At 47.3% G+C, this 18,389-nt stretch carries 15 protein-coding genes, 1 tRNA gene, 1 rRNA gene, 1 other RNA gene and 1 other annotated feature; of the genes, 5 read left to right on the top strand and 13 right to left on the bottom strand.

The window, feature by feature from the left end; all coding sequences use genetic code 11:
- Positions 1-15 precede the first annotated feature (15 nt).
- The 3 genes from dnaX to tadA all read right to left on the bottom strand — a co-directional run bounded on the left by dnaX (position 16) and on the right by tadA (position 2,742).
- On the bottom strand, positions 16-1,701 hold the full coding sequence (gene dnaX, locus AC0TWI_RS04055; protein ID WP_488125059.1) for a DNA polymerase III subunit gamma/tau: 1,686 nt from the start codon (positions 1,699-1,701) through the stop codon (positions 16-18).
- 189 nt (positions 1,702-1,890) lie between these two features.
- Positions 1,891-2,156, bottom strand: an RNA gene (gene ffs, locus AC0TWI_RS04050) — signal recognition particle sRNA large type.
- 103 nt (positions 2,157-2,259) lie between these two features.
- On the bottom strand, positions 2,260-2,742 hold the full coding sequence (gene tadA, locus AC0TWI_RS04045) for a tRNA adenosine(34) deaminase TadA (RefSeq protein WP_488125058.1): 483 nt from the start codon (positions 2,740-2,742) through the stop codon (positions 2,260-2,262).
- A gap of 114 nt (positions 2,743-2,856) precedes the next feature.
- Between tadA and AC0TWI_RS04040 the strand changes: the two genes are divergently transcribed.
- From AC0TWI_RS04040 to AC0TWI_RS04030, 3 genes are all read left to right on the top strand, one after another.
- Positions 2,857-4,155, top strand: coding sequence for a LysM peptidoglycan-binding domain-containing protein (locus tag AC0TWI_RS04040; protein ID WP_488125057.1), 1,299 nt, complete (start codon positions 2,857-2,859; stop codon positions 4,153-4,155).
- A gap of 132 nt (positions 4,156-4,287) precedes the next feature.
- On the top strand, positions 4,288-4,905 hold the full coding sequence (locus AC0TWI_RS04035; protein ID WP_488125056.1) for a deoxynucleoside kinase: 618 nt from the start codon (positions 4,288-4,290) through the stop codon (positions 4,903-4,905).
- Positions 4,906-4,917: 12 nt separating this feature from the next.
- Complete coding sequence (locus tag AC0TWI_RS04030; protein ID WP_488125055.1) at positions 4,918-5,565, top strand: deoxynucleoside kinase; 648 nt, start codon at positions 4,918-4,920, stop codon at positions 5,563-5,565.
- A 46-nt stretch (positions 5,566-5,611) separates the two neighbouring features.
- Here AC0TWI_RS04030 and AC0TWI_RS04025 read toward each other — a convergent pair whose 3' ends face one another.
- Genes AC0TWI_RS04025 through AC0TWI_RS04015 form a run of 3 tightly spaced genes read right to left on the bottom strand, consistent with a single transcriptional unit; the run spans position 5,612 to position 9,138 of the window.
- Positions 5,612-7,015 carry a PTS transporter subunit EIIC gene (locus tag AC0TWI_RS04025; protein ID WP_488125054.1) on the bottom strand — a complete coding sequence of 468 codons (1,404 nt, stop codon included), beginning with the start codon at positions 7,013-7,015 and terminating at the stop codon, positions 5,612-5,614.
- Positions 7,016-7,028: 13 nt separating this feature from the next.
- Positions 7,029-7,754 (bottom strand): chitin disaccharide deacetylase, encoded by a 726-nt coding sequence (gene chbG, locus AC0TWI_RS04020; RefSeq protein WP_488125053.1) that lies wholly within the window; start codon positions 7,752-7,754, stop codon positions 7,029-7,031.
- Positions 7,755-7,812: 58 nt separating this feature from the next.
- Positions 7,813-9,138, bottom strand: a complete 1,326-nt coding sequence (locus AC0TWI_RS04015; RefSeq protein WP_488125052.1) for a 6-phospho-alpha-glucosidase — start codon at positions 9,136-9,138, stop codon at positions 7,813-7,815.
- Between the two features lie 188 nt (positions 9,139-9,326).
- Here AC0TWI_RS04015 and AC0TWI_RS04010 point away from each other — a divergent pair, with 188 nt between their 5' ends.
- The gene (locus AC0TWI_RS04010) at positions 9,327-10,037 is read left to right on the top strand and encodes a GntR family transcriptional regulator (RefSeq protein WP_488125051.1); all 711 of its coding nucleotides are present in this window, start codon (positions 9,327-9,329) and stop codon (positions 10,035-10,037) included.
- Between the two features lie 77 nt (positions 10,038-10,114).
- Here the strand turns inward: AC0TWI_RS04010 and AC0TWI_RS04005 are convergent.
- The 6 genes from AC0TWI_RS04005 to guaB all read right to left on the bottom strand — a co-directional run bounded on the left by AC0TWI_RS04005 (position 10,115) and on the right by guaB (position 16,550).
- Positions 10,115-10,207, bottom strand: a tRNA-Ser gene (locus AC0TWI_RS04005).
- 115 nt (positions 10,208-10,322) lie between these two features.
- Positions 10,323-11,597 carry a serine--tRNA ligase gene (gene serS, locus AC0TWI_RS04000; RefSeq protein ID WP_488125050.1) on the bottom strand — a complete coding sequence of 425 codons (1,275 nt, stop codon included), beginning with the start codon at positions 11,595-11,597 and terminating at the stop codon, positions 10,323-10,325.
- 47 nt (positions 11,598-11,644) lie between these two features.
- Positions 11,645-11,862, bottom strand: a binding site (T-box leader).
- Between the two features lie 30 nt (positions 11,863-11,892).
- Positions 11,893-12,510: a pyridoxal 5'-phosphate synthase glutaminase subunit PdxT gene (gene pdxT / locus AC0TWI_RS03995; protein WP_488125049.1), complete on the bottom strand. Its 618-nt coding sequence runs from the start codon at positions 12,508-12,510 to the stop codon at positions 11,893-11,895.
- 1 nt (position 12,511) lies between these two features.
- Entirely contained in the window at positions 12,512-13,393 is an 882-nt protein-coding gene (pdxS, locus tag AC0TWI_RS03990; RefSeq protein ID WP_488125048.1) for a pyridoxal 5'-phosphate synthase lyase subunit PdxS, read from the bottom strand.
- Positions 13,394-13,592: 199 nt separating this feature from the next.
- Positions 13,593-14,921 (bottom strand): serine hydrolase, encoded by a 1,329-nt coding sequence (locus tag AC0TWI_RS03985; protein WP_488125073.1) that lies wholly within the window; start codon positions 14,919-14,921, stop codon positions 13,593-13,595.
- A gap of 162 nt (positions 14,922-15,083) precedes the next feature.
- Positions 15,084-16,550 (bottom strand): IMP dehydrogenase, encoded by a 1,467-nt coding sequence (guaB, locus tag AC0TWI_RS03980; protein ID WP_488125047.1) that lies wholly within the window; start codon positions 16,548-16,550, stop codon positions 15,084-15,086.
- Between the two features lie 108 nt (positions 16,551-16,658).
- Between guaB and AC0TWI_RS03975 the strand changes: the two genes are divergently transcribed.
- Entirely contained in the window at positions 16,659-17,630 is a 972-nt protein-coding gene (locus AC0TWI_RS03975; RefSeq protein ID WP_488125046.1) for a YaaC family protein, read from the top strand.
- Between the two features lie 621 nt (positions 17,631-18,251).
- Here the strand turns inward: AC0TWI_RS03975 and rrf are convergent.
- Positions 18,252-18,367: ribosomal RNA gene (gene rrf / locus AC0TWI_RS03970) — 5S ribosomal RNA — on the bottom strand.
- Positions 18,368-18,389 lie beyond the last annotated feature (22 nt).

The following is an 18,389-nucleotide window of genomic DNA, read 5'->3' as shown; positions in this document are numbered from 1 at the left end:
GCGTTTGACCGCCGGCTAGTCGTTATACTCTATGAGATCAGCACCGACCAGCTTGATAGCTTCCGCAATCAGCGGATCTTCCTGTTCCTTGCTCTCCTGTCCGTCTTCCTGGCCCTGCGACTGCAAAAATTCCTCTCGGATTTCGAGCCACTGTTCTTCAGGAATTCCAGCAAAAGAGAGCGGCCGGCCTGTCAGCTCTTCCGCGATTTGTGAAATCGCCTCGACAAATGCCGGGTTTTCCATCGCCATCTGGCAGTGAATATCATATTTAAATTTCAGCACGAATGCCTCATTAGAAGCAGCTGCGGGTTCAGCATCGTTCAGGAGGGCGGATTGTGACCGCATCCTTCTGCTGTTCAGCGTTTCAATCAGTGTGCCCCAATGTCCCTTGATGGTGTTAAGGTCATCCCGGGTTGCATTTGCGAGCACATCGCGGATCATCCGCATATTCGGCTTGTAGCTTTTGCCTGGCCGTGCCGCTTTTTTTGCCGGAGCGCTTTTCGGCGTTTCTTCAGCGGACGGTCCCATGCTTTTTAGTTTTTCGATCTTTTTTTCCAAGGCGGCGATTTTCGCAAACAGTTCCTCGGCTTCCGGAATCTTTGCCGGAGACGTTGCCGATTCTGTCTGGCACAGCTTTACAAGTGACACTTCCAAGTGAATCCTAGCATGGGTCGAAAACTTCATTTCATGCTGGGCCTTGCTTAGAATATCAATATAAGAGTAGATTTCGTCCGGACGGACCTCCTGTGCCAAAGCTGTGAAGCCGTCATCAAGCAATGCCCTCTCAAGGGATTCCTCCAGATTCGGAGCTGTCTTATAAAGCAAAAGGTCGCGGAAAAACAGAATCAGATCTTCAGCCAGTCTTGCCGGATCTTTCCCTTGCTTCATCAGTTCTTCCAGCGTCTCAAGCGCACCTGCAATGTTTCGTTCATGAATAGCCCTTGCCAATTCATTCAGATGGAGCTGAGCGATCGAACCTGTTACAGTCAGAGCATCATCCATCGTCAAACCGTCCGAGCTGAAGGACGATGCCTGGTCTAACAGGCTGAGTGCGTCCCTCATTCCGCCTTCTGCTGCTCTCGCGATTACGTGGAGCGCTTTTTCATCATAAGCCAGGCCAGACTCATCAGCAATATGCGCCATCCTGCCAACAATATCCTGGGACGTGATTCTCTTGAAATCAAAGCGCTGGCACCGCGAAATAATCGTTAGCGGAATTTTATGGGGCTCGGTCGTAGCCAGAATGAAAATGACGTGCCCTGGTGGTTCTTCCAGCGTTTTCAACAGGGCATTAAAGGCGCCGATAGAAAGCATATGCACTTCATCGATGATATAAACCTTATACGGGACAGCATTCGGTGCATACTTCGCCTTATCGCGGATGTCGCGGATTTCCTCCACTCCGTTATTCGATGCGGCGTCAATTTCGATGACATCTGAGATCGAACCATCCGTGATTCCGCGGCATGCTGCACACTCATTGCACGGCTCCGACACAGGCATACGCTCGCAGTTGACCGCTTTTGCCAAAATCTTTGCCGCGCTCGTCTTCCCGGTGCCCCGTGGCCCGGAAAACAAGTACGCATGCGTGAATTTTTCCTGGAGGAGGGCATTTTGCAGCGTCTTGGTCACATGCTCCTGCCCGACTACATCGGCAAATTGCTGGGGCCGCCATACCCGATACAACGCCTGATAATTCATGCCTCTCCCCCCTTTTTCCTGAAAGTCTCTAATTTCTATTATACCTTAACTGTTCCGGCTATGACAAAAGGAACCGAATGTTTTGCGGCGATAATTTTACCCGCTTGATAGGTTCCTTACCGGTCCGGTTTCAGGCTGCAAAAAACCCATTCACAAAAGTGAATGGGTTTCATTCTATTCTTTAAGCTGCCGTGCACCTTCCTTCGACTGTGCCCCATAAGCGTTACTCAAGCAGTTAGCTCGACCCAGGCTGCCCTGCGGCACATGGGAGAGACCACTTAATGCTGCTTCCTTCCGGACCTGACATGGTTCATGGATTCCCATTGCGCAGGACCCGGGTGTCTACACCACTTACTTAAGGCAGACCTTACAGAACAACAGCCTCGGGAAGGAATTCAACCCCGCTGGAGCGGATTGCGGGTTACAAGGCTCCGCTATGTCCCCGTCTAGCACGGCAAAGTTGATACCAATTGTTATGGCGCTTTTCAGCGCATAATTAAGTATACTATTTTTTCGCCGGAAAATCAATGGCTCTTGCAAATCATCCGCCTTAACAAGTTAAGAGCTCTTTTTCGCTGCTTTCCTCTTCTCACGGATGCTGCGGAAGAAACTGCTGAGAAGTGTTCCACACTCATCTTCCCGTACTCCGCTCACTACTTCGCACTGGTGGTTGAATCGCTCATCGTCAAGCAGATTCATCAGCGTGCCTGCACAGCCTGCTTTCGGATCGGATGCCCCGTATACGACCTTTTTGACCCGGGAGAGGATGATCGCCCCGCTGCACATCGGGCATGGTTCAAGCGTTACATAGAGCTCTGCATTTTCCAGCCGCCATGTGCCGAGTGACCTGCATGCCTGCTCGATTGCAAGCAGCTCCGCATGCGCTACGGCATTTTGCTCTGTCTCCCGCAAATTATGGGCCGCCGCTATCACTTCCCCATCAAGCACGATCACTGCACCAATCGGAACCTCATTGATTGCCCTTGCTTTCTCGGCTTCTGCGATCGCTAGTCCCATCCACTCTTCCTCGCTTCGTTTCATCCGTTTCGCTCCTTTAGTTCATTGTCCTTATTTTAACGTAATTTTATACTGATGTCATAATCCCCGGATGAATTTCATATGGTTAGGGGAGCAGTATGAATAAGGGGGATTTATATGCAGATACACGTTGTGCAGCCGAATGATACGATTGCTGTGCTCGCAGCGAATTACGGGATTTCCGCCGCAAGAATAATTGAGGCGAATCAATTGCCCAATCCAAACCGGCTTGTCGTCGGACAGGCACTCGTTATCCCGATTATAGGGCAGTTTTATTGGGTAAAAAGCGGGGATACACTTTGGGAAATCGGACGGAGGTTCGGGCTTGATTACCGGGAGATTGCCAGGGTCAACGGCCTGAACGTGAACGCTACCCTCCCTGTCGGCCTCCGTCTTTATTTGCCGCCGATACCGAAAACGTCCAGGGAATTTCTCGGCTATATTGAACCTTCGGGAACGGCTGTCTCCGAAGCATTGGAAAACAGTGCCCGCCAGGCCGCTCCCTACTTGACCTACTTGGCGCCGTTTGCGTACAGAGTGAATGCGGACGGGTCATTGAATCCTCCGCCTCTCAATCAATTCCCGGCGATTGCTAAGGCCAACAGGACCAATCTCTCCATGGTCATTGCCAATCAGGCGGAAGGCCAGTTCAGCTCTGAAATCGGCCATGCGATCGTGACGGACAGAACTGTCCAAACAGCCTTGCTCAACAACATCGTTAGAGAGGCAAAGCGGGTCGGCTTCACGGAAGTACATTTCGATTTGGAGAGGATACCTCAGGCTGACAGAGAGGCTTATAATCAATTTTTAAGAACGGCAAGAGACAGACTTCATTCCGAAAAACTCGCCCTGTCAACAGCTCTTGCACCGAAGACAAGTGCTGCTCAGGGCGGAGAATGGTATGGGGCCCACGATTACCAGGCACACGGGGAGATTGTCGATTTCGTCGTCTTGATGACGTATGAATGGGGCTACAGCGGCGGACCTGCAATGGCTGTTTCACCGATTGACCAAGTCCGGAGAGTGATAGAATTTGCCTTGTCAGTCATGCCTGCCAATAAAATCATGATGGGCCAGAACTTATACGGCTATGACTGGACGCTTCCGTTCGTTCAAGGGACGACTGCACGTGCCGTAAGCCCCCAGCAGGCCATTCAGATTGCCGCAGATCACGGTGTTGCCATCCAGTACGATGAAACAGCACAGGCACCATTCTTCCGCTACCGGGATCAGCAGGGCAGGGAGCATGAAGTTTGGTTTGAAGATGCCCGCTCCATCCAGGCAAAATTCAACCTCGTCCGGGAACTCGGGCTTAGGGGCGTCGCCTATTGGAAGCTTGGTCTCTCTTTCCCGCAAAACTGGCTTTTGATATCCGATCAATTCAATGTGGTGAAAGCTGCCCCTTCTTCAACCTGACCCGAGAGAACTTCTGTCGGGTCTTTTTTTCATCCTCCAGAAAAATCCTTCCGATGCAGCCGGGACAACCTCCGCTAATTCTGCTAAAATGAAGTATTGTCCGATTCATTTTTAGCCAGGGAGGAATGTCATGTGAACACCCCGTCTTTTATTACGGTCGAAGGGCCGATAGGGGTCGGAAAAACATCACTTGCTGCTGCGCTCGCTCAGCACCAGGACGGTTTTTTGCTCGAAGAAATTGTTGATGAAAATCCCTTTTTACATAAATTCTACGAAAATATAGATGACTGGAGCTTCCAGACGGAAATGTTTTTCCTATGCAACCGGTACAAGCAGCTGCAGGATGCCGGGCAGTATAGACAAACGGGGAATACCATCGTTGCCGATTACCATATATTTAAAAACTTGATTTTTGCCAAGAAAAACTTGCCGGCTGCCGAGTTTGAAAAATACGAACAGATCTATCAGATTTTAACAAAGGATTTGGTCATGCCAAGTATGGTCATCTACCTGACAGCTGAGCTGGATACTCTTCTCGAGAGGATTGCCGGCCGGGGCAGGCAGTTTGAGGAAGATATGGATCCTGCCTATTTGGCAGGCCTGATTGCGGATTATGACCGCTTCATCAATCACTTTGAAAGAACCTGTCCGGAAGTGCCAGTCATCCGGATTGACACCAACTCGATCGATTTTGTCCATAACCAGTCTGATTTGCACAATACGTTATCATCGATTATGAAATATCGTTAAAGGAGCAGTACCATGAATCCAATTGAAACAACGATTCCCCGCGATGCCGTTATTACAGTGGCCGGCACCGTCGGAGTAGGAAAGTCAACGATCACAAAAGCGTTGGCAGAGGCTATCGGTTTTAAAACATCCTTCGAAAAGGTCGATACGAACCCATACTTAGATCTGTTCTATCAAGACTTTGAAAGATGGAGCTTCCATCTGCAAATATACTTTTTGGGGGAACGGTTCAAAGAGCAGCAGCGTATTTACGATGCGGGAGGCGGCTTCATTCAGGACCGCTCCATCTATGAGGATACCGACATTTTTGCGCGTATGCATTATGAAAATGGCACGATGAACGAAATGGATTATCGTACCTACGTACAGCTGTTTGAGGCGATGGTAATGACCCCTTACTTCCCGCGCCCCGATCTGCTGATCTATCTCGATGGCTCGCTTGATGACATTATTACAAGAATCCACCAACGCGGACGGCCGATGGAACAAGCCACCCCCAACTCTTATTGGGTGGAAATGTATGAACGTTATCATAAATGGATCGAATCATTCAATGCCTGCCCGGTGCTGCGCTTGAATATCAATGAATATGACCTGCACGACAACCCGGATTGTCTGCCCGGCATCATCAGAAAAATAGAAAGCAGCATTCAGCGCTGAATAAAATCAAATGCCCCTGCGGATTTTAAACCGCAGGGGCATTTGTTTATTCTTCTTCCAATAGCCTGTCCAAGGCTTTTTTAACCGTTGTCGCTTCAGGCCCGATGACAATTTGGACATTACGCTTATCCACTTTTATCACTCCATGGGCACCTGTCTGTTTGATTTTGTCGACATTCACTTTATCCATGTCGGTTACTTCCATCCGCAGGCGGGTCATGCAATTATCATTTGCGATGACATTCTCCTTACCGCCGATGTTCTCCAAAATTTTCTTAGCCATATACTCGTGGTTGGAATGGGATAGGGATAGATTCTTCTCCTCATCCTCCCGGCCTTCCGTAAACTCCTGCTCCTTCTCTCGGCCAATAACCGGAATATCCCTCTTGACGATAATATAATAGAACGTGAAGTAGTATAGGGCAAAGAAAGCCAAACCTACTGGGATAATAAGCAAGCCTTTATCCGACAAGTTCAGGTTGAGCAGGAAATCGATTGCCCCTGCCCCCCATGAAAAACCATGGCGAATATGCAGCAGATACAGTACGGCTCCAGCCAAACCAGTATAAACAGAATGGATAAAGTAAAGCAGCGGTGATGTGAACAGGAACGTAAACTCGATTGGTTCCGTGATACCGGTAATGAAGGCAGTTGCCGCACCGGAACCCATTAACGCTTTTGTTTCTTGCTTTCTCGCCTTCGCTGCTCTCGTGATGGCCAGTGCAATAGCAGGAACGCCGAACATCATCGTAATAAAAAATCCGCCAATGAAGACACCCGCTGTAGGGTCACCGCTTAGAAAACGGGTAATTTCTCCATGAATCACTTCCCCTGAAGCGGTTTCATAATCACCTAGACCAAAGTATACATATGTATTGAGCACATGGTGAAGGCCAAATGGCAATAAGAATCGATTCAAAAATCCAAAAATAAAGACACCCAAAGCTCCAAGGCCCATCAGCAGCTTGGCGAAAGCATCAATTCCTGCTTGCGCATACGGCCAAACAAGGGACATGAGACCGGCTACGGGGATCATCGTAAAAATGATCATCGTAATCGGGAACTTCTCCCCGCTGAAGAAAGCAAACATGCTTGGCAGTTTAGTAGATTTAAACCGGTTATAAATAAATGCAGCTACGAGCCCGGCCAATACCCCGCCAAAAACACTCATATTCAATTCGGGATCCATGATCTTCAATCCTTCTTTGAGGACGATGATCGCAAGAAAACCCGTAAGTGCCGGAATTCCTTTGTCTTTCCCATTAGCAAGGCCCATTGCGATACCGATAGCGATTAAAGCGTCCATCTGTGCCAGAATGACACCCGATGCTTGAAAAAGTGGGATGTTTAATAAATCAGGTGCTGTCAGCCTTAAAAGCAAGCCTGCGATCGGCAGGGCAACGATTGGTACAAGCAAGGATTTTCCTAATCTTTGCAATGTATTTTTCATATTCTTCTCTCCTTTATAACCCTCTGTAATGTGTCAAAACTACATCATTCCGCGACTTGATCAATGAAATAATATCCGGGTGCGTCAAAAACTCCACTTCATCAATCCGGGGATATGTAAACGAGGAAGTAGCCATCAGCTTTTTATCCAAATAGGCTGGGTGGCACATGACCTCAACGGAATCCCGTCCTTCAAATATCGCTTTTAGCGATGCTTCGTTACTGAGTGATTCCTCAATCGTATAGAAAAAAGCATCTGTCGTCGGGATGTCTGCAGGCACAGCCATATTGTTTCTAACCGGCAGCCCGTATTCCCTTGCAAGACGGATCATGACTCTAGGCAAGTCACCGAATGAGTTAATATGATGGTGGCTGTCCAAGTGAGTCGGCTGCAAACCATAGGAGAGAAATCTCTCAATCTGCGCCTTCCATTCTGCGTACACTTCATCATAGTCAATGGTGAAGGCTCCCTTATAAAATTCCAGCTTCCGGAAGTCTCCATTGATATCAACAATGGACGTATGAGTTGCAAGCAGCGGGCGTCCACAAGTTAGGACAAGATGTACCCCTATGCCTAAACCGGTATTTTCCTTTGCCAGTTGTACAGCATGTTCCGCACCAGGCATATTCGTCATAAAAGTGGTGGAGGTGAGCACTCCCTCTTGATAGCAGTCAATGATTCCATAATTGACTCCTCTGGAATACCCGAAATCATCCGCATTGATTATTAACTTCTTCATCCTTGCTCCCCCTTGCTAAGATTCCTGCTCCCTGTAATGACAGGCAGCAGGATGGATATTATTTAAACTCTGGCCAGAACGATCGGTTCGCATCATACAAATCCGCCAAAACGGCCTTCGCTTTTTCAGGACTGATAACCGTACGATTGAGGGTCAAAGCCTGTATAAGTTTTTGATAGTCTTTTTCAAAGTACGCTTCTGTCACCAACTTCTCATACGCATACTGTCCTTCAATAAGCCCTTTGTAGAATGTCGGGATCTCACCGATGGCAAATGGCTTCGGTCCGTTTGAGGATAATAGGGCGGGTACCTCGACCATCGCATCTGCCGGCAAATTGGAGATGATGCCATTATTCTCAACAATGACGATATATCTTTCATTCAAGTTATAGGCAAGCGATGCAGCGGCTTTTACCATAAAGACGCCATGAACATCAACATGTAATTCAGCATGTTCTGCCGTTCTCTCGCTAATAATGGACCTGCATAAGTCATGAACGCGCTTCTGGCGCCCCTCTATAACGTGCCGCGCTCTCGTTTTTTCCGGATTCTCTTTCTCTACCATCCGGTCTGGATACAAGTAATACTGCAAATACGTATTCGGCAAGAATTCCGGGAAGTCCATCAGCATTTTCCGTGCTTGTTCAAATGTCGCTTTCCATGAGGCATCGTTGGCAATCTCCTGGTCCACTGGAACAAAGCCCTCTTGGACCATCTTGGATTTCAGCCTTTCCGTATGGTCTGTGCCTGCCTTATCCAATATTTTCGTGAACCAGCCGAAATGATTTAACCCAAAATATTCAGGAACAAGATCCCATACATCTGTACCTAAAATTTCAGCGTAGCTGATCATGATCGCAATCGGCATATCACAAATGTTCAACAGGCGTTGATCATCAGGAAATTCTTTTTTCAGAGCGACCGCGACAATTGCAGCCGGATTTGTGTAATTCAAAATCCATGCTTTAGGTGAGGTTGAGCGGATATCTTTTACAAGCTGGATCATATCGCCAATCGATCTCAGCCCATACGCCATGCCTCCAGGTCCGCATGTCTCCTGGCCAACGACTCCATGCTGCAAAGAGATCTGTTCATCCTTTTCGCGCATCTCCAAACCGCCAGTCCGAATTTGAACAAAGACAAAGTCGACGTTCTCGAATGCCTTTTTCTTGTCAGTTGTATAGGAGAAGGATTCTAATTCCGAATATCTCTCTTTCAAAAGGATTTCACAAGCCTTGGCGTTCAGTTCCTGCCGCTCTTGATCTGTATCATAAAAAATCAGATCTTTGATCGGGAAGTTTTTCTTTTCCTCTATTAAGCTCATAATCATGCCCATTGTATACGTACTGCCGCTGCCTGCTATGACCACTCTCTGTTTTTTCATAGAACCACCTTCTGCTGCATTTATTTTGTAATACTAATATAATACAACTTAAGTGCTTAATCAATCAATAGTTGTATTAATAATGTATTATATAGGTCTATTTTTGCACTAAAGATGAAAACGAGCCGTATCTGTTATATATTTGTAAGAGTCACACGTCCAACGACTACGTAGAAAAGGTGAATACATTGAAAAAGAATAATCCACTGTATAAACAAGTGGCTGATCATATCAAACAGCAAATTACTGCGGAGAACTTAAACAGGGACGATGCGATCCCATCAGAGCAAAAGTTGGCAGATACGTTTCAAGTTAGCAGGGTAACCGTCCGCCAAGCGATCCAGCTCCTAGTGGAGGAAGGTATCTTATATAAAATCAGGGGAAGCGGAACGTATGTAAAACAGCCGAAAATCGAACATGATATCTACCGCTTGCAAAGTTTTACAGAAGAAATGAAAAGGCTAAACCATGTCCCTACCAATCATGTACTGGAATTTTCCATGCAGGCGCCCAGGGAGGAAATTCGGAAGCTGCTGCAGCTTGAGGAAACGGAACGAGTATTTTTTATCAGGAGGCTGCGCTGCGGAGACAATGAACCGATGATACTGGAGGAAACCTATATGCCGGTTTCATTGTTTCCCGATCTGTCAGTGGAGATTATGGAGCATTCAAAGTATGAGTATATTGAGGCGAAGGGATATCACATCAAAGAGCGGCAAGGAGAAATCTTCCCCTATGTACCGAAAAAAGAACTGAGGGAGATTCTCCATTTAAAAGACCACTCCTGCCTGGCGATGGACTTATGCGCATTTTTAGAAGACGGCACCATTTTCGAATACACCCGCCTCTATTACCGGAGCGAAAAATACACCTTCAAATTCACTTCACAGCGATTTTAGTGTTCCATATACGATAAAAAATCCGCTGCCTGATGGCAGCGGATTTATTTGATCTCCAATAGTATGCGCTATAAAGATGGCGGAGGAAGAGGGATTCGAACCCCCGCGCGGTTTAACCCGCCTGTCGGTTTTCAAGACCGATCCCTTCAGCCGGACTTGGGTATTCCTCCATTTCGACAAAAACTACTATATCACCTTGTTGCTTCGTTGTCAACTAGGTTTTTTTAATAAAAAAGAGGGGCCCATATCCGTGGAAGGATGGGCCCCTGCTCTCCTGCCGGCTTATTAGCCGATATATTCCTTGTTGCGCATATACGGACGGAGGACTTCAGGAATCTCAATTGTTCCGTCTTCACGCTGATAGTTCTCAAGGATGGCTGCTACTGTCCGGCCAATCGCCAGTCCGGAACCGTTCAATGTATGAACGTGCTGCGGTTTTGCATTTGGCTCGGGACGGAAGCGGATGTTCGCTCTCCGTGCCTGGAATGCCTCAAAGTTTGAGCAAGAAGAAATTTCACGGTACGATTCATAGCTCGGAATCCAAACTTCCAAGTCATACTTTTTCGCAGCCGTAAAGCCAAGGTCTGCTGTGCACATGCTGAGCACACGGTAAGGAAGCTTCAGCAATTGCAGTACTTTCTCCGCATGGCCCGTCAGTTTTTCCAGTTCATCATAAGAATCTTCCGGCTTGACGAACTTGACGAGTTCCACCTTGTTGAACTGATGCTGGCGGATTAGTCCGCGTGTATCACGGCCCGCTGATCCCGCTTCCGAACGGAAACATGCGCTGTACGCAGCATAGTTGATCGGCAGTTTATCCGCATCGATAATCTCATCACGGTGGTAATTGGTTACCGGTACCTCTGCCGTCGGAATCAAGAAGTAATCCTCGCTTTCAATCAAAAAGGCATCTTCTTCAAACTTCGGCAGCTGGCCTGTTCCCGTCATGCTCGTTCTGTTTACCATATACGGAGGGATCATTTCCTCGTAACCATGCTCTTCCACGTGAAGATCGAGCATAAAGCTGATAAGTGCCCGCTCCAACTGCGCCCCTGCCCCTTTATAGAAGACAAAGCGGCTTCCTGTCACCTTCGCAGCCCGCTCAAAATCGAGGATGCCGAGATTGGTTGCAAGATCCCAATGCGGCTTCGGTTCGAATGTGAAATCGCGGACTTCCCCCCATTTGCGGATCTCAACATTGTCATCTTCCGTCTCACCGACCGGCACACTTTCATGCGGGATGTTCGGAATCGACAGGAGCAAATGGTCCAGTTCTTCTTCCGCTTCACGGATTTTGCCGTCGAGCTTTTTGATCTCTTCTCCTACTTCTCTCATTTCAACGATAAGATCATCGGCATTTTGCTTTTCCTTCTTCAAACGGGCAATCTCCTGGGATACCTCGTTCCTGCGGCTCTTCAGGGATTCAGCCTGCACAATCGCTTCCCTGCGGGTTCTATCCAATTCTTCAAACCGGTCAAAATCACTCAGGTCTTCTCCCCTGTGTTTTAACTTTTCCTTAATTTCATCCAAATTGCCGCGCAATAGCTTCATGTCCAGCATGTTGTCTGCCTCCTTTTTTCTTGAAAACAAAAAACCCCCGTCCCTGTAAAAGGGACGAGAGTTACCCGCGTTGCCACCCAAATTGAAAGCTTTTCGCTTTCCACTTGCTTTCATAACGGACTTGTTATCCGAAAATGCTTACTAGCCATAGGGCATTCGGCATTCCGCTCAAGGATGGATTCACAGTCAATGCCGCCGGTTCTCACCACCCACCGGCTCTCTGCCCGTACATTTTCCTGCTACTGTTTCCTCTCAACGCTTTATCTTCATGTAATTTTGCTTCAATATACTATAACTATGCCTCGATTGCAACTTTTTTATCCATTCCGCCGGTTTTTGCCTCTTTGACCATCGCCAGGAAATAGCCCGTCAGCCTATGGTCATCCGTCAATTCCGGATGGAAGGAGCACGCCAGGAATTGTCCTTCACGCGCTGCGACAATCCTGCCGTTGTACTTCGCAAGGATTTCAACGTTTTCTCCCGCAGAAAGGATATGGGGAGCCCGGATAAAGACCGCTGTCATCGTTTCCGCAACACCAGCAACCGCAATATCCGCCTCAAAACTGTCCTTTTGCCGGCCGAAAGAGTTTCTTTCGACTGCTATGTCCATCGCCTGCAAATGGGAATTGTCCTGGCCGGCAATTTCTTTCGCCAGCAAAATCATGCCTGCGCATGTGCCGAACATCGGCTTTCCGCTCCGGGCAAATTCCCGCAGCGACTCAAGCATATCGTTTTTGTCGATCAGCCGACGCATCGCCGTGCTTTCGCCCCCAGGAAGGATCAGCCCGTCAATCTCCGCAAGCTGCTCCTTATACTTCACCTGGACTGCTTGGCTGCCATAATGTTCAACGGCTCTTGCATGCTCAGAGACAGCCCCCTGCAGGCTCAGAATCCCGATCTTCAAGTCTTTCATCTTACCACCCGCGTTCCTGCATGCGCTGTGCCTGATTCAAAGTGGAGATTTCAATCCCTTTCATCGGAGCACCCAATCCTTTGGATAGCTCGGCGATTTTTTCATAGTCCTGGTAATGCGTTGTCGCCTCGACGATCGCACGGGCAAATTTCGCCGGGTTGTCCGATTTGAAAATACCAGAACCGACAAATACACCGTCCGCTCCAAGCTGCATCATGAGAGCTGCATCAGCTGGAGTCGCTACGCCGCCAGCAGCAAAGTTCACAACAGGCAATTTGCCGAGTCTTTTGATTTCCAACAGGATTTCATACGGAGCACCGAGCAATTTTGCTTCTGTCATCAGTTCATCTTCGTTCATATAAGCGACTTTACGCACTTGCGCATTCACCATGCGGATATGACGGACCGCCTCGACGATGTTCCCGGTTCCCGGCTCGCCCTTCGTTCTCAGCATGGATGCACCTTCTCCGATTCTGCGTGCTGCTTCGCCAAGATCACGGCAGCCGCATACGAATGGAACGGTATAATCCTTTTTATTTAGATGGTACTCCTCGTCTGCAGGAGTGAGTACTTCACTTTCGTCTATATAATCGACACCCATCGCTTCCAGTACTCGCGCTTCAACAATATGGCCGATTCTTGCTTTGGCCATTACTGGAATGGACACGGCATTCATTACCTCTTCCACAATTGTCGGATCAGCCATTCTTGCCACACCGCCGGCAGCACGGATATCGGAAGGCACTCTTTCCAATGCCATAACTGCAACTGCCCCGGCCTCTTCGGCAATTTTCGCCTGTTCTGCGTTGATCACGTCCATGATGACGCCGCCTTTTTGCATTTCTGCCATTCCGCGCTTAACTCGATCCGTACCTGTTCTCATCTCTGTCTCCCCTTCTCTTTATCTCGTACGCTGCATGTTGATGAGCGTGATAAATTCTCTTTTCAAAATTTAGTAAACTATACAAACAACTTTCTGTCAATATCAGGATATAGGAAAAGAGCAAGAATTACACCATGCAATTCTTGCCCTTTTCCTCTTCGTCTCTAAATGAAAGCGTATCCCTTGATACACTTATTATTTATTTAAACCAGCCTTTTACCGTTGATGTGATGCCATGCCACATATCGCCAAAAAATCCGCCGATTCCTCTCATTGATAGAACGAACCAGTTCGCTTTCTCGACTTCATGATCTGTTACCACAGCCGTCTTCGGTGAAAAATCCTTGGAAAGATAACCATAGTCATTTTCCCCTGTATAAGACAGCTCGATCGTGCCGACCTGCATTCCTTTTTTCACAGGTGCTGTCAGCTCTCCGTCTTTGTTCAACTTTTTCTTGTCGATCGTGAACTTCGGCTTGTACATTTTTTCCTCGCCATTTTTTACTGCAACCTTGATCGGGTCCTTGCCATGAATGCCAACCAATTTCTCTTTCCCTTTCAGGACCGGAATCGTTTTATTCTTTTTCACTTCGTAGTTTGCCGGCAAAACTTCCTTGACCGAGAAATTATTGAACCCATAATCCATCATTCTCTTTGTTTCATTAAAACGGGCATTGTAGCTGCCTGCACCGGCTTCATTTTTGGCGTTCATGATAACGGTGATGATCCGGAGATCTCCTCTTTTAGCCGTACCTGTAAAGCAATAGCCAGCATAGTCGGTCGTTCCGGTCTTCAGTCCATCTACGCCTTTGTATTCAAACAGATACCCTGGCAACATCCAGTTCCAGTTTTTCATTTCACCGTTCATTCCTGGGAAATCCTTTTTCGTGATGCTTGTCGTGTCGAGCACTTCCGGATAATCCTTCATCAAACGGGCTGCAAGCAGAGCTGTCGATCTGGCAGACATGACGTTCTCATCGTCAGGACCCGATCCTTCCGGATGCATTCCCTTCAAATCGCTATTGTTCAAACCTGATGAATTGACGAAGTGGAAATTCTCCATGCCGAGCTCTTCCGCTTTTTCATTCATCATTTTCACGAACTTCGCTTCTGAACCGGCTATCGCCTCCGCAATTGCAATCGTTGCACCGTTGGCGGAATAGATCGCCATTGCCTCATACAGTTCCCTAATTGTATATGTTTTGTCTTTTTCCAGCGGCACATTCGATAAATTATTATCAATTGATACCTTACTTGCATAATCACTGACTGTCTGTTTCTGATCCCAAGAGATTTTCTTGTTTTTAATCGCTTCAAACATCAAGTATTCGGTCATCATTTTGGACATGGACGCAATTCCAAGCGCTGTGTCCTCATTCTTTGCGTATAGAATCTTTCCAGTATCCGCATCCACCAAGATGGCTGCATCCGCCTGGATATGTAAATCATCTGCTGCTGACGCTTTCACCGGCACAGAAACCATGCTGATCACCAACAATAGGGACAGGAGACCAGCGATCATTCTCATATTATATATTTTCACAAAAAACCCTCCAGCCTAATATGTACACGTTTGTCATTTTAACATAGATACACAACAATGAGTAGATGACAATCGAACTTGTTTCTGCCAATTTTGTAAAGCAAAACATGGCACCCCCGGAAATGGGAATGCCATGTATTTTTTGCCTTACGACAAGGAATAGTTCGGAGCTTCTTTTGTAATTTGAACATCATGCGGATGGCTCTCACGGAGTCCCGCACCTGTCATTTTGATAAATTGGGACGTTTCATGGAAGTGCGGAAGATTCGGTGCACCGCAATAGCCCATTCCCGCACGAAGCCCGCCTACGAGCTGATACAGTGTATCTGCAAGCGGTCCTTTGTACGGCAGCCGTCCTTCAATTCCTTCAGGAACAAATTTCTTTGCATCCTCCTGGAAATACCGGTCCTTTGATCCCTTTGCCATCGCAGCTTCTGAACCCATGCCGCGATACACTTTGAATCGGCGTCCTTGGAAGATTTCCGTTTCTCCTGGACTTTCGGATGTACCGGCAAGAAGGCTTCCCAGCATGACTGCATGTCCGCCTGCGGCAATTGCCTTAACGATATCACCGGAGTACTTGATTCCTCCGTCGGCAATGATTGCCTTGCCGTATTTTCTTGCTTCCGTTGCACAGTCATAGACCGCTGTGATCTGCGGTACACCGACCCCTGCAACAACGCGCGTCGTACAGATAGAGCCCGGGCCGATGCCGACCTTGACGACATCCACTCCCGCTTCGATCAGTGCCCTTGTTCCTTCAGCAGTGGCTACGTTGCCTGCAATGATATTCAGCTCCGGATATTGGTTACGAATCTCCCTCACCGTTTCAATCACTCCTGCAGAGTGTCCGTGAGCAGTATCGATGACAATCACATCCACATGTGAAGCGACAAGCATCTCTACCCTTTTCATCGTATCTTTCGTCACTCCGACGGCAGCTCCTACAAGAAGACGGCCTTGCTGGTCCTTGGCGGAATTAGGAAATTCGATCACTTTTTCAATATCCTTGATCGTGATCAAGCCTTTCAGCACACCTTTTTCATCAATCAGCGGCAATTTCTCAATCCGGTGCTTTTGAAGAATAAGTTCAGCATCCTTCAATGTCGTGCCAACCGGTGCTGTTACCAAGTTCTCCTTCGTCATCACATCTGAAATGAGGAGAGAGAAATCTTGTATGAAGCGCATATCCCGGTTCGTAATAATGCCGACAAGCACTTTTTCTTCCTCATTGTTAACAATCGGAACGCCTGAAATGCGGTATTTCGCCATCAAATGCTCTGCGTCATAAACTTGATGCTCAGGTGTCAGGTAAAACGGATTGGTAATAACGCCGCTTTCCGAACGCTTGACCTTGTCCACCTGCTCTGCCTGCTGTTCGATGCTCATGTTCTTATGAATAATGCCAAGACCGCCTTGACGAGCCATGGAGACGGCCATAGCGGCTTCTGTGACGGTATCCATACCGGCACTGATGATCGGAATATTCAACTTCAGTGTTTTCGTCAGCTGAATTGATAAATCTACATCCTTTGGCAACACTTCTGACTTAGCCGGAATTAACAAAACATCGTCGAATGTTAATCCCTCTTTAGCGAACTTGGATTCCCACATTTTTTAGCCCCCTGCCCGAAAATATTATTAGTAGGTTATCAATTGGTTAAAATACTGTCAAGACGATGTCTGGATGTTCCATTTTTCAAATAACTTGGAGGTCTAATTATGCGAAGGGAAACAACATATTGGCATAAGCTGGAGTTGCTCCAATCTGCCTCCACCACCCAGGATTTTTTACGCGGATCATACGAAAGAAAAGGACTGACTGATGCCGAACTGAAAAGCTACGACAACACATACCCATTTCTTTATTACTTGGAACATGGACAAACATTTTATAAACAGGCGGCATCTTCCCCGCTTTCCATGAAACCGATCCTTCTTTATTATGGATTTGTTCACCTGCTGAAAGCTTGCATCCTGCTTGTCGACCCGCAGTACCCTGGCAATACCTCTGTGCTTGCACATGGTGTCTCATCAAGAAAACGGAAAAAACGGCAATACCTCTTCTTTGATGATGAAGTGAGAGTTCAAAAAAATGGACTCTATATCCATATAGCAGAACAACTGTTTCACGTGAAACATTCTGAAGGCGAAAAATACAAGATGAGTGATCTGTTCTTGCTCATTCCGGAATTGGATGAAGCTTTTCTCTTTTTAACAGGAAAGCGAAAATACCTCTATCTGGAACCCTCGTCCTCGACGCCTACCTTTATCATACCCAATTCGGCGGCAGATGCGTACCATATGAACTTACACCGCCTGCAGCAATATTTATCCAGCAAGCAGACAGGCGAGCAGCATAGCTGGATTGAGAGCGCAGACGGCGAGACACTCTGTATTGATACCAGTGGGGCCGCCCAGCTTCCATTCAGGCACCATTTTATCGAAAACAAATACTGTCTCCCTTCCACCCTTCACAAGGACAACATGCTGCCGGATATTTTGATCCATTACTTGTTGCTATACAACTTGAGCATGATCTCTCGCTACGAGACGGAATGGTGGTATGAACTAATGAAAACAGCACCGAATCAAGATTATCCCTTCATCACCCGCTTTCTTGGCATCCACCAAGAGAAAGCACCGTATTTAATATGGACATGCATGCAGCAGCAGACCCCTGCTTTTCCGTGAAAGCCGTTTGCTGATCACATGGATAAAAGATGTTGTTATTCTTGCGTATGCGTGATGGCTCATCTACAGTGTGTGTACAAAATTGGTTGACCGATATAGCCATCCAGGGGCGAGAGGTATCATGGAAGAAACCTCTTTATGTGGCGAGCAGAAAACAGGCTTACTTATAGAGCAAAAGCGCGATGTATAAATGAAGGAAATCAAGTAACTGCCCTCGAATAGGTGAAATGGTCAATACTTTGGCCAGGAACGACATAAAATTGCTGAGGCGGTAGATAACTTCTCTGAGATGGTAGATAGCTTTCCTGAGAGCAACATAAATCCGCGGAGTTGGTCGATATACTTGCTTGAGCATGCCCAGCGCTTTCGGATTTCAGCTGCAAAAGATGAACTTGCCGATATATTCGCCAGGACGGCGATATATTTGCTGAGTGTGAGATGTATTTGACGAGAACGATATATATTCCCCATGACAGAGATATATGTGCTGTGCTCTGGAGGAAATCAATATCCGCCGAGAACAAGATATAGTTTTCAAACAGACTAAAAGTTAGAACAGCCGCCCTCATTCAAGCTGTTATATATGAAAAAAAAACACCGCATCCGCGGTGTCTTTCGTTTGCCTGGCAGCGTCCTGCTCTCGCAGGGGGAAACCCCCAACTACCATCGGCGCTGAAGAGCTTAACTTCCGTGTTCGAGATGGGAACGGGTGTGGCCTCTTCGCTATAGCCGCCAGACAAGGTTATAAGAGAAATGTTT

The organism is Lederbergia sp. B243.17, from assembly GCF_057657925.1.
This window is presented reverse-complemented; position numbering and strand designations above follow the sequence as displayed.